Source organism: Paraburkholderia sediminicola, assembly GCF_046026675.1.
In the GTDB taxonomy this organism is placed as follows: domain Bacteria; phylum Pseudomonadota; class Gammaproteobacteria; order Burkholderiales; family Burkholderiaceae; genus Paraburkholderia; species Paraburkholderia sediminicola_F.
On sequence record NZ_JAQQEY010000002.1, the window covers coordinates 3,257,263 to 3,272,705 of the forward strand.

Sequence of the window (15,443 nt, forward strand, 5' to 3'; positions counted from 1 at the left end):
GCTATCCTTTGAACAAGCGTCCCGTGAACGACGCGATGGGACGATTCTGCCGGGATGATTCTGACCGGCGAGCGTCAAGCGGATTACGGATCTGTTATCCAGGGCGATGACTGGCCTGTCTGCGAGCGCCGCCCTACTTCTGCTCGCCGGTCGCTTCGAGGATCAGATTTGCCACTTCAGTCGGATGCGACAGCAGCGACACGTGGCTCGACTTAAGCTCGATCGTATGCGCGTGCATCCGGTTCGCCATGAAGCGCTCCAGATCGGTGTTGATGGTCCGATCTTCGGTCGACACCGCATACCAGGTCGGCTTGTCGTGCCACGCGGCGACGGTCGTCTTCGCCATCGTGATCGCCTTGCCAATCGGCTGCTGAACCGCATAATACTTTTCTGCTTCAGCCCTCGGCAGATCGCCGGCAAAGTCTTTCAAAAATGCCTGCTCGGATAGCTGGCCGTAGCCGTCGGCCGACCACTGAAGCCCCGCCGATGCGGGCGCGGCCGGAAATTTCTTCGTCAATGCCGGATAGTCCTCGCCGGCATCCGGCGCACGCGCGGCAATGTACACGAGGCCAGCCACCTTCGGATCATCGCCAGCCTGGCTGATCACCATCCCGCCGTACGAGTGGGCGACCAGCAGCGTCGGGCCATCCTGTTGCGCAAGTACGCGCTTGACCGCGTCCACGTCCGCGTCGAGCGAGGTCGTCGGATTCTGCACCGACGTCACGTGCAGGCCCTTTGCCTGCAGCAGCGGAATCACTTTCCCCCAGCTCGAACCGTCTGCAAACAGCCCGTGAACCAGCACGACGTTCTTGATCGGTGCGGACGGAGCTGCGGTGCTGTCCTGTGCGAATGACGTCGTTGCGCTCAGCAGCGTGGCGCAGGCGAAACCGGCGAGGACAAACGAATTCAACTTCATGAGACTTCTCCGAGATATGTGAAGGATGAGATTCGCGGATTTCGCTCAGCCGCAGTGGCGAGTCGATAGACGAACCATACCCAGCCAATCATCCGGTCGATGCTTACGACTGCAAGCGGGCGCTGGATTCTGGTGTACGAAGGTGCAAACACAGTCCCGGCGCAAACATTCCGTTCACCGCAAAGTCTTTTTTATGAGTCAACGCCTGCAAGCAGTCGTTGCATTCGGACAGGCACGAACGGCTGATGCGGCGGCCGTCCAATCGCGGTGTAGTATCCCAGCATGCCTGCGCTATTGCGCGACCTCGACGGCGCGCAGATGTAATGCATCCATGACGAGGACGGCAAACCGGTCAAAAGGCCGGAAAACTGGCGGAACAGTACCTATCGTGGCGTCGGCCGTAACAGCCGCATTGAGCGGAAATACATCATGTCAACCGAGTGGAAGCGCCGCATCAGGCTGTTCATCCAGCGTTTCTGGCAGCCGACCAGCGCGTGCATGACCTGCATGCCGGGGAGCTGGGGCAATATCATGAGCCTTCCCCACTGGACGATTGCATTCCATACAGGTCTGCTCACCGGACTCCTTGCCGTATTTTTGACGTTCACGCCTGCGGCGAAACTCTACTCGCATCGATACGGCAATGCGCTGGTCGTCGGAGTCCTGACAATGTTAGGCGACGCCTACTCGCACGCGAGTCACTACCGCATACCCTATGTCGAGCACATCGTGACGGGTGTTATTTCAGGTCTCCTGGCACTGGCTGCGTCATATCTCTTTGAAGACCGCGCGCGACGCCTCCGGGCGGCCTGGGCTCGGGTTTTCGAATGACTTATCCGCTGATTTTCTGAACCCTCATGGTCGACCCGATGAAGGCTCCCCGGTTTGGTTGCGCACTATTGCAAGGGAGACGCGTGCGCAGGGGGTGAGAAACCGGACTCCGGGTGGGTCGCAAGAAAAACAGGCAGATCGGTAGCGGGCGGCTTGGCGGGAACATCGAAGAACATTTCGCAAACCCACCCGCGATGATACGAAGCGTGATTCACGAGATGCATGAACATCGCGCCGCGCGACATCGCCGAACGCTCGCCGGATATGAACGCGAACGACAACACTTCACCCAGCAACGCGTCGGTCTGTTCATCCGCCCAGCGTTCGAACCACGCGTTCATGTCCTGTTGCGCGCGACGCAGGTCGCGCAGATCGGCATGCACGACCACATTGCGAGTCGTGAAGCCGTGCTCCTTGCGTTCGAGGTGCGCCTTCCAGATCAGATCGACCACGTAAATATGATTCAGCGTACCGATCATCGACTTGAACAAGGTCTGCCGCGTTTTGACGGCTTCATCGAGCGGCAATGCTTCGATGCAATCGAATAGCACATTGTCAGCCCAGGTTTTATAGCGGGCAAGAATGCGGGTGGTTTGCGTATTGAGCATGACTCGTTTCCTTGACTATTCGCTCGCGTCGTTCAGCACGTCCAGCGCAGCGCGACACGCGCCGGCCAACTGTTCACGCATCAAATCCTGCACGTTCGGCGAGCGGTTCACAATGGCATCGCGAATTTTGACCGCTTGACTGAACGACGCCTGCATACGGCCGCCGCGCGCCATCGCAATGCGCCGCAAGCGGCGCACAGGTCCGATCAATCCTGCGTGACTGTCCTGCAGCGTGCGGTTGTCGGCGATCGTCATTACGATTGTGTAGAAGCGGTCTAGCGCCTCTACGTAACCCACCGGATCTCCGGCATCGACGCTCACTTGCATCGCCCCGATCACGTCGTCGAGTTGCGCGGTGCCGAGCGTCGTGATGCGCTCCAACGCAAGTTGCACGGCAAGACATTCGAGCGCCGCGCGCACCGTGTAAATCTCCTCGACATCACGCAGCGTCACGGCGCGCACGTACGCGCCGACACGCGGCAGCACCGTCACCAGTCCCTCGCGTTCGAGTTGTGCGAACGCCTCGCGCATCGGCGTGCGGCTTACGTTCAACTGCTTCGCTACCTGCACTTCTGAAAGGCGGCTGCCCGGCGCAAGCACGCCCTCGATGATCGCCTCGCGCAATGCGGGCACCACGACGCCTTCGCTCAATGAGTCGCTAGTTGCATCGACAGTGCGCATGCGCGAGTGATATTTGCTCGCGATCTTGTCAAGCGAATGTGCGCCTGCATGTGCACCTTTCGCGCGCTTTGGTGCCGCGGCTTCGGCGGTTTTCATCGCAGTTTTACTGGAAGGCATTGACACCTCGTGATCATGTGAATACGCTGTATACAGATTATACACCCGCAATGAGTTGCACGGCACCGGAGTAAGCGCTGAAGCATCAACGCCGGTCGACACAGGAGAAGTTATGGATCGCAGTCCATTCCCGCAGCCGGTTTTGATCGAGCGAGCGGGCGACGTGCTGAGTTTTATGCTGAATCGCCCGGACGCGGGCAACGAGGTTTCCGGCCTGATGTTCGAGGCAATGACGGCGGCGTTACGCAGCGAAGCCGCTGAGCCGAGCGCGCGTGTGCTGCGCATCCGCGGGAGTGGCAACGTGTTTTGCACCGGACGCGAGCGCGCCGGGCGCGATGCCGTGTCGATCCGTTCGGAAGTCGCGCGGTTGATCGAATTGAAGCGCCTCGTGCGCAGCACATCGATGATTTCGATAGCGGAAGTGCATGGCGATGCGCACGGCTTCGGCTTCGGACTCGCGATTCTGTGCGACTTCACACTTGTGTCGTCACGCGCGACGCTCGCGTTTCCCGAGATGCGCAAGGGCCTGCCGCCCGCCGCGATCATGGCCTACGTGGGTCGCTACGCTTTGCCGAAGGCGCTATTTCCAATGGTGCTGTTCGGCGACACGTTGACGCCCGCCTCCGCGTTGCAGGCGGGGCTGATCACGCAGGTCTGCGAGCCTGCTGCGCTGCGCAGCGACACCGACGCACTCACCGATCGCATCCTCGCGCTCGACGAAGCGGGCGTGCGCCAGTGCAAGGCGTTCTTTCAGGCGGCGGAGGAAAGCCCGATCGAACAAAACTTCCGCAGCGCGACCGACATGCTGACCGTCACGAGCCTGCGCCTGATGCAGGGCCGCTGAGCGCAAGCTCACCCGGCGAAGTCCGTACATGGCGCGCGCGAACTTATCCTGGGAAGGCTCGCGTTTCTTCAGCACGCCGGTAGCAAGCATCTTGCATGAGAGCGGAGTCCGTGCCAAAGCGCCAACTCTGGTCGACAGGAGACAGACATGAACGTCAACGCAGGGCCACGGCTCGACCGTTTGCCGATGTCGGGATTTCATCGGCGCATCATGTGGTTGATTGGAATCGGCATGTTCTTCGACGGCTTCGACATCTACGTCGCGTCGACCGTGCTCGGTGCAACGCTCAAAACCGGCTTCTCGACACTCGGCCAGAGTGCGCTTTTCGTATCGCTAACGTTTCTAGGCATGATGCTTGGCTCGCTTGGCACCGGTTTTCTCGGCGACCGCTTCGGCCGCCGTTTCACGTATCAGGCGAATCTTGCGGTGTTCGGACTCGCGTCGCTCGGTGCGGCGCTCGCGCCGAACATGAGCGTGCTGATCGCGTGCCGCTTCGTGATGGGCCTCGGACTCGGCGCGGAAAATGTCGTCGGCTATTCGACACTGACCGAATTCGTGCCGCCGCAAAAACGCGGCAAGCTGCAAGGACTGATGGCCGTGTTCGTCGTGTCCGGCTTGCCGGTCGCCGGGCTGATCGGCTTGCTGCTGATTCCAGCATTCGGCTGGCGCGCGATGTTTGTGCTGGGCGGCTTCGGCGCGCTGGGTGTCTGGTATGCGCGCAAGTCGCTGCCCGAGTCGCCGCGTTGGCTCGACTCGGTTGGTCGTCGTGAGGAAGCCGACGCGATCCTGAGTCGCATCGAAAGCGAAGTCACCGAAGCGCGCGGCGGCGAGCCGCTGCCGCCGCCTGCTGTCGCGAAGACGCCGGAGCAATCCACACCGTTGCTATCGTTTGGATCGCTTTTCAGCGGCACGATGCTGCAACGGATGATCGTGGGCTGCGTGACGCTCGTCGTCATCAATACACTGCTGTACGGCTTCGTCACCTGGCTGCCGACCTTTTTCGTGCATCAGGGCTTCAGCATCGCGAGGTCGTTCGGCTTCGCGCTCGTCATGTCGCTCGGCGCGCCAATCGGCTCCGCAATCGGCGCATTGACGGCGGACTCGTGGGGCCGCAAGCCGACCATCATCGGCGCGTCGTTCGCGGCGATCGTGTTCGGCGCGATCTATCCGTTCGTTTCGGATCCGCTGCTGCTGCCCCTTGTCGGCCTGTTGCTGACCATTCCGATCTACGTGCTGGTCGCGCTGCTGTTCGCGATTTATGTGCCCGAACTCTTTCCGACCGAAGTCCGGCTGCGTGCATCGGGCATCTGCAACACGCTGGGGCGCGGCGCGACTATCGTCACGCCGTTTATCGTCGTCGCGCTGTATGCGCAGCACGGCATCGTCGGTGTGCTGACGTTGATGATCGGCCTGCTCGTCATCCAGATCGTCGTGGTTGCGTGGCTCGGCGTCGAGCCGACCGGCCAGCGCCTCGAAGACCTGCAGCCCGCCGACCTGCAGGCAAGCGATGCGATGCGCGCCGATGCGCCGGGCGCCGATGCGCATGCATCGCCTCTCAAGTGAACCACCTGGAATTGATCTCTATGGACACAGTGAACCAGACACATCTCGATGCACAGCTTTTCATCGACGGCGCATGGACAGACGCCGACACCGGCCGCAGGCTCGACATCGTCAATCCGGCGACGGGTGAAGTGATCGGCGCGCTCGCGGCCGCGTCGCAACACGATGTGGACCGCGCGGTGCGCGCGGGCCATCGCGCGTTCGAAAGCGGCGCATGGCGCGACATGCCGATCCAGCAACGCGCGCGCGTGCTAAACCGTTTCGCCGATCTGTTCGAAGCGGACCTGGAACAGTTTTACACACTCGAAACGCTGAACAATGGCCGGCCGATCTCGGAGACGCGCGCGCAGATTTCACGTCTGCCGCAGTTCTACCGCTATTTCGCGGCGCTTGCGCTGACGCGCCGCAGCGACGTGATCCCGATCGAAGGGCCGTATCTGTGCTACACGCAGCGCGTGCCGCTCGGCGTCGTCGCGTTGATGACGTCGTTCAATCATCCCCTGATGATTCTGTCGAAGAGTCTTGCGCCCGCGCTCGCTACGGGCAATAGCGTCGTCATCAAGGCATCCGAGCAAACGCCGCTGACCACTGTGCGCCTTGTGCGTCTGCTGGATGAAGCAGGTGTGCCGAAGGGTGTCGTCAACGTCGTGAACGGCGAAGGACGCGAGGCAGGCGCAGCGCTCGCGCAGCATCCGCTGATCCGCAAAGTCGTATTCACGGGAGGCACGGAAGTCGGCCGCTCGATTGGCGAAGCGGCGGCACGCACCTTCGCGTTGACGACGCTCGAACTCGGCGGCAAGGGCGCGGTAATACTGTTCGACGATTTCGACATGGAGCGCGCGGTCAACGGCGCGGCGTTCGCGGCCTTCATCGGCGCCGGGCAGACCTGCGTGTGCGGCGCGCGGATTCTGGTGCAGAAGTCGATCTATGCGAAATTTCTCGAACGCTTCCGCGCAAAGGCTGCGGGCATCCGCGTGGGCGATCCTGCCGATGTGAAGACCCAACTCGGGCCGGTGATTTCGGACCGCTCGCGCCAGCGCATTCTCGCGATGCTGGAGCGCGCGAAGGCGGCGGGCGCGAAGGTGCTGACGGGCGGCGGCGTGCCGCCCAACCTGAAGCAGGGCTTTTTCATCGAGCCGACCGTGCTGTATGACGTCGATCCGCGTTCGGAAATCGGTCAGGACGAAGTGTTCGGACCGGTCACCGTCGTAATGCCCTTCGACGACGAGGCGGACGCGATCCGCATCGCCAACGACACACAGTTCGGCCTCGCCGCTTCCGTGTGGACACAGGACGTCGCGCGCGCGCATCGCGTCGCGAGCAAGCTCGAGTTCGGTATGGTCTGGGTCAACGATCACCACCGGCTCGACCCCGCGTCGCCGTGGGGCGGGTTCAAAAACAGCGGCGTGGGGCGCGAGACGGGCGTCGAATCGTTCGATCAGTTCAGCGAGCCGCGCGCGGTGACGATCAATGTAAGCGGCAAAACCGTTGACTGGTATGCGGACGATGGCGAACTGAAACGTCTTAATTGATTCTTCTGATCAGCTTGCAGACTCGAGGCGCGCGCTCATTCCCACGCGCTATCGCTTGTAGTTGGCTATCACGGCAAATGCAGTAATCACTACAAGAAGTAAAAGCGTTCTGCGCATTGAGTGTTGCCGTAGTACCGAATATGGGTTCTGCTGCATGCGCAACGCGGCCCAAAGGGCCGCAACAGATTTAGCCCGTGTCATCGCGGAATCATCTGGATGACTTGTCCCGAGCATTGGGAAATTAATTGCGCCCGGCGGATGTGTCCTGCATGCGAGGACGAAAGGGTTGGCCATGCAACGCGCGCATGAAGTCAAAGGTTCGCAAACGGATGTCCGTTTGGGGGCGCGGCGAGCGGTTCAGCTCATTGCCCCGGGCGCGGAACATCCCGCGCCCGGGTGCGTGACGGGAGTACGAGGTTTAGCTCCCTTGCAGCCTAATGTCACGCGACGACGCCCCGACGTACACCGTCCCGCCAGGCACATACCGCCAGCCATTGCGCGAGGTGTCCCACACGCTCTGCATGCGCGGCGTGACCGTGACGCGAACGTAGCGTGCTTGGCCGGGGTTCAGGCCGATCTTCTCCCAGCCGACCAGACGTCGCGGCGGCTCGTCGCGGTAGGGCACGCCGAGATACACCTGCGGCACTTCCGCGCCCGCCATGCGGCCGTCGTTGCGCACGGTGAACGACACGTCGATCGCACCGTCAGGGCGATGTTTGACGGAAAGCCCCGAGTACGAGAAATGCGTGTACGACAGCCCGTATCCGAATTCAAACATCGGGGTGATGTTTTTCGCGTCGTACCAGCGATAGCCCATGTTCAGCTTCTCTGCGTAGACAGGATCCGGTTCGAACGCGCCGCTTTGCCCCCACGTCGGCGTATCCTGATCGCGCACGGGAAAGGTGACGGGCAGCTTGCCGGAAGGATTGACCTTGCCGAACAGTACGTTCGCGATCGCATTGCCGCCGCCCTCACCCGGATACCAGGCTTCCACGATTGCCGCCACGCGATCCTTCCACGGCATCAGCACCGGGTTGCCGCTTTCCACGACGACGATCGTGCGGGGATTGGCGTGCGCCACCGCATCGACGAGTGCATCCTGGTTCGACGGATTCGCAAGGCTCAGGCTTTGCAAATCGCCGAAGTCTTCGCCCGCCGGCTGTGCGACGACGACAATTGCGACATCCGAGCGGGCCGCGAGCGCCGCCGCCTGGTCGATCTCCTGTTGCGTGTACGCGCGAAACGGCGTCTGCTGGTCGCTGTTGCCGGCAAAGCTCACCTGCGCCGACGGCGCGAGCGCGCGAATCGCGGCAACGATGGGCGTGTTCAGCTTCAGCCACGGATTGGTCCACCAACTGCACCCAGTCGATGTACCGAACGTCAAGCCGCCGCAGCCTGCGAATGCCCCCGTGACCGGGTCACGTGTATTGCCTGACCCGCCGCCCGTCAGCACGGCCGCATCTGCGTGTCCGCCAATCACTGCAATCCGTGAGAGCGAGGCTGCGGAGAGCGGCAACTGATTGTTGTCGTTCTTGAGCAAGACCATCGACTGCTCGGAGACCGCCTGTGCGAATGCGTTCGCGCCAGCGAAGTTGATCGTGGCGCCCCCCTTCGCAGGATCATCCATCACACCGATGCGAATCATCACATACAGCTTGCGACGCACCATGTCGTCGAGGCGCGCGGTCGATACCGAGCCGCTCGCGATCGCCTGCCGGACTGCCGTGGGTGTCAGATAGACGGTGGAACCGACGTCTTCTTCCTCGTCGAGGCCGGCGTTGATCGCGTTCGCCGTGCTATGCGTCGCCCCCCAATCCGACTGGACCTGTCCTTCAAAGCGCCAATCGTTCTTTAGCACGTCGTTGAGCAGATGCGCGTTCTCGCACGCATAGTCGCCGTTGAGCCGGTTATAACTGCACATCACGCTGCCTGGCTGCGCGCGCTTTGCGGCAATTTCAAACGGCAATAGATAGAGTTCGCGCAGCGTGCGCTCGTCGATCTGGCTGTTGCCGCCCCCCCGGTTATGTTCCTGCTCGTTGCCGGCGTAGTGCTTGATCGTTGCGATGACCTTCTCACTCTGCGTGCCGTCAGTACGCTCGGCGAGCATCTCGCCGGCGAGCACCGGATCTTCGCCAAGATACTCGAACAGCCGGCCGCCACGCGGCTCGCGTGCGAGATTCGTGCCACCGCCAAGTCCCATTCCGAAGCCCTGTGCACGCAGTTCTATCGCGACCTGTCTGCCGAAACTGGAAGACAGGCGGCGATCCCAGCTTGCCGCAAGCGCTATCGTTGCCGGGAAAGTCGTGCTGGCCTGCGACGTGCTGCCGGAGCCCGTCGCGGAGTCGACCATGTTCAGATCAGGAATGCCGAGGCGCGGTACCCCTTGAATGTAGCCCGCACCACCTCCCGGCACGGCAGACATTGCGTATTCCGAATGAATGAACTGCAGCTTTTCATCGAGCGTCATCTTGCTGACGAGGGTGTCGGCGCGCCGATGCGCGGCGGCAGATCCGAACGCGTTCATCGCAGCTGAAGTGGGCGCGAAATCAAGTGAAAAGTCGGGTACATCCGCACGGGCAGCGACGCACACGGCCGCCGCTAATGCGACTGCTGGCCATAGTTTCTTCTGCATATTTGTCTCTCCGAGATTCTGCTTTTGTTGGAATGCGGAAGCGGAGCGAGTCCGACAGTTCACACCGGACACGAAGGCTGGCGGCGCAGGGTGGCTGCGCAAACGTTTGCCTGCCCGAGCGGAATCGGGACCATCGGATTGACTGTAGCGACTCTCCGTGCTGAGTAATGTAAGAATGTAGTCTGACTACAGCATCAGTACTTTTACTAATACGATGCGTTTTTATGCTGAATGACGGTTGCCTGTTAAAACTATTGGCAATTAAACGCATTGAATGCGCAAAGCCCAATGCATTCAGCATGACGAAGAATACGTCGGAGAAGGTTACAAGCAGAGACGCCCTATTCCGTTGACTTTGAAGATGCGAAATGAATCATTCAATCCATCGCAGCGCACGCGAACCATCCGGTAAAAAGCGGCCGCTTCGTCTATGCGATCATCTTCCAGGTTGACCCGATCATCAAAAATGCAGGAACCCTTATCAACTGGTTGAGGTTAATCCCCATCCCGCGCGACTTCCTTCGCGAAGCCGATAGTGAATGTCTCGAGCGCGCCCTTCGATGCAGCATAGTCGACATATTCGTTTGGACTGCCGAGCCGAGCCGATGCCGAGGAGATGTTGATCACGATGCCGCCCCGCCCGTTGTGACGATACGACATCCGCTTCACCGCCTGCTGCGCGCAGAGGATAGGGCCTATCGAGTTGACCGCGAAGATACGCTGCATCCGCTCGAATCCGAGATCCTCCAGCCGGGACTGCTGCGCAATTATCGCGGCGTTATTCACCAGCACATCGATCCGGCCGAACTTCTGGTCGATCGCGGCGAATAGCTGAGCGACCTGCTCTGGATCTGCGCTGTCTGCGTGCATGGCTAAAGCCCGGCGCCCGAGAGATTCCACATCAGCCGCCACCACAAGGGCGGCAGACTCGTTGGAAACGAAGCTTATCGCTACATCGTAGCCTTGCGCGGCAGCAAGCCGCGCAGTCGCTGCGCCTACGCCTCGGCCTCCACCCGTTATCAGAATCAACGGGGCCTACGGAACAGCATTCATTTAGTGATCCTCCACGTGATGGTACCTGTATAAAAACGCGCAAACGTTCGACATCAATCGGCCCAGACGTTGATATCAAGAACCGCGTCGGCGAACGCTTCTGGTGCCTCCTGCGGAAGATTGTGGTCTGCATTCGGCACGACGCGGTTCTCATGGCGTCCCGTGACGCGCTTTGAGTCTGCCTGTCTTCCCCCCGGCGCGATGTCAAAGCCCCAAACAAACCGCCCCACCCGCGACGATCACGCACGCGAGCCAGCGTTTTCCACTCACCGTTTCCCGCAGAAACCCACGCCCGATCAGCACCGCGAACACGACGCTGGTCTCGCGCAACGCCGACACCGCACCCATCGCGCCCGACTGCAGCGCCCATATCACGATGCCGTACGCCGCGATCGACACGAGCCCGCCGACAAGCGATGAGCCGATGGCCATTGGCACCGCTCGTACCGGCGCCCACAGCGCCGTGAGCCCACGCGTCGTGACGAACAGCACCGGCATCAGCCAATAGAACAGGAACATCCACGCGGTGTAGGCGAGTGCCTGGCCGCCGGATAAGCGCACGCCGATGCCGTCGATCACGGTATAGACGGCGATCGTCACGCCGGTCGTCAGCGCGGCCAGCGTACCTGCCTTCGACACATGACGCCCCTCCAGCGCGATCGCGATGATGCCACCGGATATCATCACGATCCCGAGGACGTGCAACGGGCCGATCGCCTCATGCGCGAAGAGCGCCGCGCCGAGCGTGACGAGCAGCGGCGACGAGCCGCGCGCAATTGGATACGCCTGCGCCAGATCGTTACGGCGGTACGACCGCACGAGGGTCACGTTGTAGATGATATGCACGAGACCCGATGCGACGATGTACGGCCAGGCCGCGCCGGATGGTAACGGGGTGAACAGAATCACGACCGTAGAGACCGCCGCGATGGCGATGCTCATCCACGTCATGGACAGGAACCGGTCGTCGTTGCCGTGCAGCATCGCGTTCCAGCTCGCGTGAAGCAGAGCGGCGAGGAGAACGAAGCCGCCGGTATAACTAAGCATTCGGGTTCCGGAAAGAGAAGGTATTAAGAAGAATATCTATCTTGTGATCGGCCATCAAACCAGATAAATTGGCCATTCGCGTTAGATAAACTATTTCGAATGAAGCGGACGTTACCTCCACTCAATGCATTGCGTGCCTTCGAGGCCGCAGGCCGACTCGGCAGCTTCAAGGAAGCCGCAGCGGAATTGCACGTCACTCACGGCGCGGTGAGCCAGCACGTGCGGCTACTCGAGGAATGGTTCGGCGCATCGTTATTCGAACGGCACAACCGGCGCGTGGTGCTGACTCCAGCAGCCGAGGCGTACCTGGCGGAAGTCGGTCCTTTGTTCGAGCAGCTCTCGCAGGCAACCGCCCGATATGGTTTGCTCGAAACGGTTTCGCGAACACTGTCCGTGAACGCGCCCGCGACCTTCACATTGCGCTGGCTGGTGCCGAGACTGGCGAAATTCCGCGCCGAGCATCCCGACGTGGACGTCAAGGTGGAGACGTCGAACGAGCCAGTGGAGAGTCTGAAAGAGATCTACGACGTCGTCATCCGGGGTGGTCCGGACACGTTTTATGGCTACTCGATGCGGCTCTTCCTGTCCGAGGAAAGGCTCCCGGTCTGTAGCCCGGCACTCTTGCAGCGACTGCCGCTTCGGACGCCAGACGACCTGCGGCAGCATACGTTGCTGCACACGTCGAGTCTGCCGCGACTCTGGCCGGACTGGCTGGCGAGGGCACTGATTTCTGCACTCCGGCCGGCTGCCACCCTCACCTTCGATCACTTCTATCTGACGCTGCAGGCGGCCATCGACGGCATAGGCATCGCAATGGGGCCGACTGCGCTCGTATCAGACGACCTTGCTGCTGGCCGGCTTGTCGCGCCGTTCACCGGCCCTCGTCTACCGTCGCGGAGCTATTGCACTTACGTTCCGGATGGGAGGTCTGCAGATGACGTGATCGTGTTGTTTCGCTCATGGCTCGAGCGCGAGGGGATGCGTTCACGAACGGAGACGGCCCCTTAGATGTGGGCTCACTGAGCGCTATCGGAACGGGAACAATCGCGAATGGGGTTTGACGTTGCGCCGCCGCTGGAGACGGCGGCGCAAGTCCTTCACCTGAAGCTACTGCGCTGCCGGCGCGCCAACGCCATCGATGTCCGGTGCCCAACCCGAAGGGTTCGAAAAGATCAGCGCGTTCGTATTGCCCGCCTTGAATGTACCCGTTACAGCGAGAGTCGAGACGGTGCCCCACCCACCGCTGGGCGGAAACGACACCGTGACAGGCGTTGATCCGTTAAAACTGATGTCCGCGGAGCGCGGCGCCGAGTCGCCGTTCGCATAACCCACCAGCACGGTGTAGGTGCCGTCCGCGGGGACACTAATGTTGTTGATCGTCAACGTCCCGCCGTTGCCGATATAGCCGACGTCCGAGCCGCCCGAACAACCGCTGCATGCCGAAATACGCGCGCCACCGGCGAGTACGCTGCTCGATGCTTCTGCCTCGTAGGCGGCTTTGAACGGCGGTAGCGTCACCGGGCCGGCGACGACAGTGACTGTGCCGATCTCGGGCGCAGGCGCGGTGCTGTCCGCGCTCGACAGTGTCAGCGAGTTAGCCCCGCCGGCTTGCAGCGGCACATAGACCGTGACCGTGCCAATACGCCCTTCGCCGCCGGTCGGCGGAAATGCCACGGTGGTCGCCTGGCCGCCGTCTGTCGAAAGTTGCGCAGTCAGCGTTTCGCGAGAGCGGTTCGCATAGGCAATCTCAACGTAGCCGCCGGTGCCAGCCGATGCGACGTTGCCGAAGGTTACAGTGCCAAGACCCCGAACGATCTTGCCGCCGTCGCAGTCCGAGCAGTGCGTATACGATGCGCCACCGCCCAGTGAGGTCGGCTGGTAGGTCGTCGCGGCGACGTCCTGTCCGCTTACCGAGAGCATCACGGCGCCGCCCGCCGGCACCGTGGGGGCCGTATACGACGTAACAAACGAACCGAGTTGCTTGCCGGCCCACAGATCACGCACACTCGCGCGCGCGTTCGGCACCAGGCCGAGTTGCTGCCACGTGACCGTCATCGGCGCGTCCGTCGTGCCGTTGTTGAACAGCACGACAGCCCGCTGCCCCTGGCCGGCCAGAAGCTTCGCCCACACCTGCTGTGCGCCGGACTGCGCGACCTTTACGCCTTGTGTGCCAAGTGGATCCTGGTCGACCGCAATGACGCCGGTGTTGGTCATCAACTGCGTGGCATCCGAGGTTAGCGGCTTCGACAGGTCGTTGCCGAGAATCAGCGGTGCGCCGGCGATCGCCCACAGGCTCATGTGCGCCTGATCGTGAACCGCCGTCATGCCCATGCCGACCACCATCATGTCGGGGTCGTTGTAGAAGCCGGTGTGCTGGGCCTCGGGGTGGTAGTTGCCAAAAAAGTTGCCGGTCACGCTGCCGAAGTTTGGCGCACCGCTGTTCGGCCCATAGATGTCGCCCGTGGTTCTCCACATCCGGCCAACCCCGGCGGCCCACGCCCACGGTCCCTCGTTGAAGTCGGGGTACGTGCTGTTATTGGCGATGGTTCCCCAGTCGCAGATGCTGAGCGTCACGCGGTGACCGGTCTGCACGTACGCCTTGTCGATCGCATCGGCGATGGCCGTATAGGCTTGCTGCGGATCATAGCCGGCTGCGCTGCCCCCGCAGAAGTCGGCCTTCACGAAGTCGAATCCCCACTGCGCGAATTGCAGGAAGTCGTGATCGTAATGCGCGAAATCGCTACCGACGAAATGCGTGCCATTGGTCCGCGTGCCGCAACCCTGCGGGCCGGCGTCGATGTAGATGCCCGCTTTCAGTCCCTTGCTGTGGATATATTGCGCGATGGCTTGCATGCCGCCCGGCCATTGGGTGTTGTCGATGACGAAGTTGCCGTTGGCATCCCTCGTCCCTGAGGTCCACCAGCCTTCATCGGTGTTCACGTACTCGTATTGCGCGCCGGATTTTATCTGCGCATTCAGTGCGGAAAGGCCATCGGCTTCGGACTTGATCGTGTTGTAATTCACGTTCTCTGCAAGGCTGTTCCATGACGACCACCCCATTGGCGGCGGAACCACGGCGATTTGACGCGAGAGGCGGCGGCTTTGCTGCGCCGCGGATTCGCTTTGCGCGGCAGAGACCGCTGCGGCCTGTTGACTCTTCAGCGAAGCGGCGGCGCCACTACCGTCCGACGCATCGCCGCCACAACCCGACAAACCCAGCGACACACTCACGGTTAATGCGGTTAACAGCGAAATGACACAACGTCTGTACACGAGCAGGTTCATGTCTGTCTCCTGGTTGAACGCTTGACTCTTGCGGCAGGGCTGTTTTGGGAGTGACTATATTCAGGTCTGCTCTGGAACTCCAAAAACTTTTTTGTTATCCCAGCACGTGGGAATGTTTAGGGATACAGATATCTATGCGTAAAAGATAAAATCGGATGACCGCCATAAACGAGAACGCGGACTGCTCGAGCGATTGCAATTTCAAACCTCGGGCCGTTGTTTCTGCAATGCGGAATTAACGAGTTCGACCTGACCGTAGCAATCGGGAAGCGGTCGCGATAATCTCCAGCATGCGCGTCGCACGGACCGTCGCGGCCGAACAGGTTCGGGAACA

Annotated in this window: 11 protein-coding genes and 1 pseudogene; 5 read left to right on the top strand and 7 right to left on the bottom strand. The window is 61.4% G+C overall.

Annotated features, from left to right (window positions below; translation table 11 throughout):
• Positions 1-133: 133 nt before the first annotated feature.
• Entirely contained in the window at positions 134-916 is a 783-nt protein-coding gene (locus PQQ86_RS34295) for an alpha/beta hydrolase (protein WP_408277414.1), read from the bottom strand.
• A 429-nt stretch (positions 917-1,345) separates the two neighbouring features.
• Between PQQ86_RS34295 and PQQ86_RS34300 the strand changes: the two genes are divergently transcribed.
• On the top strand, positions 1,346-1,747 hold the full coding sequence (locus PQQ86_RS34300) for a hypothetical protein (protein ID WP_408277416.1): 402 nt from the start codon (positions 1,346-1,348) through the stop codon (positions 1,745-1,747).
• Positions 1,748-1,812: 65 nt separating this feature from the next.
• Here the strand turns inward: PQQ86_RS34300 and PQQ86_RS34305 are convergent, their stop codons facing one another.
• Together PQQ86_RS34305 and PQQ86_RS34310 are read right to left on the bottom strand one after the other, a co-directional pair.
• Positions 1,813-2,355, bottom strand: coding sequence for a DinB family protein (locus tag PQQ86_RS34305; RefSeq protein WP_408277418.1), 543 nt, complete (start codon positions 2,353-2,355; stop codon positions 1,813-1,815).
• A gap of 15 nt (positions 2,356-2,370) precedes the next feature.
• Positions 2,371-3,153, bottom strand: a complete 783-nt coding sequence (locus PQQ86_RS34310) for a GntR family transcriptional regulator (protein ID WP_408277421.1) — start codon at positions 3,151-3,153, stop codon at positions 2,371-2,373.
• A 112-nt stretch (positions 3,154-3,265) separates the two neighbouring features.
• Between PQQ86_RS34310 and PQQ86_RS34315 the strand changes: the two genes are divergently transcribed.
• The 3 genes from PQQ86_RS34315 (at position 3,266) to PQQ86_RS34325 (ending at position 7,092) form a co-directional block, all read left to right on the top strand.
• On the top strand, positions 3,266-3,997 hold the full coding sequence (locus tag PQQ86_RS34315) for an enoyl-CoA hydratase/isomerase family protein (protein WP_408277424.1): 732 nt from the start codon (positions 3,266-3,268) through the stop codon (positions 3,995-3,997).
• Positions 3,998-4,144: 147 nt separating this feature from the next.
• The gene (locus PQQ86_RS34320) at positions 4,145-5,560 is read left to right on the top strand and encodes an MFS transporter (protein WP_408277427.1); all 1,416 of its coding nucleotides are present in this window, start codon (positions 4,145-4,147) and stop codon (positions 5,558-5,560) included.
• Between the two features lie 20 nt (positions 5,561-5,580).
• On the top strand, positions 5,581-7,092 hold the full coding sequence (locus PQQ86_RS34325) for an aldehyde dehydrogenase (protein ID WP_408277430.1): 1,512 nt from the start codon (positions 5,581-5,583) through the stop codon (positions 7,090-7,092).
• A 418-nt stretch (positions 7,093-7,510) separates the two neighbouring features.
• Here the strand turns inward: PQQ86_RS34325 and PQQ86_RS34330 are convergent, their stop codons facing one another.
• The 3 genes and pseudogenes from PQQ86_RS34330 to PQQ86_RS34340 form a co-directional block, all read right to left on the bottom strand.
• On the bottom strand, positions 7,511-9,724 hold the full coding sequence (locus PQQ86_RS34330) for a beta-glucosidase family protein (protein ID WP_408277433.1): 2,214 nt from the start codon (positions 9,722-9,724) through the stop codon (positions 7,511-7,513).
• Positions 9,725-10,225: 501 nt separating this feature from the next.
• A pseudogene (locus tag PQQ86_RS34335) lies at positions 10,226-10,750 on the bottom strand (SDR family NAD(P)-dependent oxidoreductase); the annotation flags it as partial.
• A gap of 231 nt (positions 10,751-10,981) precedes the next feature.
• A complete protein-coding gene (locus tag PQQ86_RS34340; protein WP_408277435.1) occupies positions 10,982-11,824 on the bottom strand; it encodes an EamA family transporter in 843 nt (280 codons plus the stop codon).
• A 99-nt stretch (positions 11,825-11,923) separates the two neighbouring features.
• Here PQQ86_RS34340 and gcvA point away from each other — a divergent pair, with 99 nt between their 5' ends.
• A complete protein-coding gene (gene gcvA / locus PQQ86_RS34345; protein ID WP_408277438.1) occupies positions 11,924-12,832 on the top strand; it encodes a transcriptional regulator GcvA in 909 nt (302 codons plus the stop codon).
• 99 nt (positions 12,833-12,931) lie between these two features.
• On the opposite strand, the gene PQQ86_RS34350 is transcribed toward gcvA, so the two are convergent.
• A complete protein-coding gene (locus PQQ86_RS34350; protein WP_408277440.1) occupies positions 12,932-15,109 on the bottom strand; it encodes a carbohydrate-binding protein in 2,178 nt (725 codons plus the stop codon).
• Between the last annotated feature and the right edge of the window lie 334 nt (positions 15,110-15,443).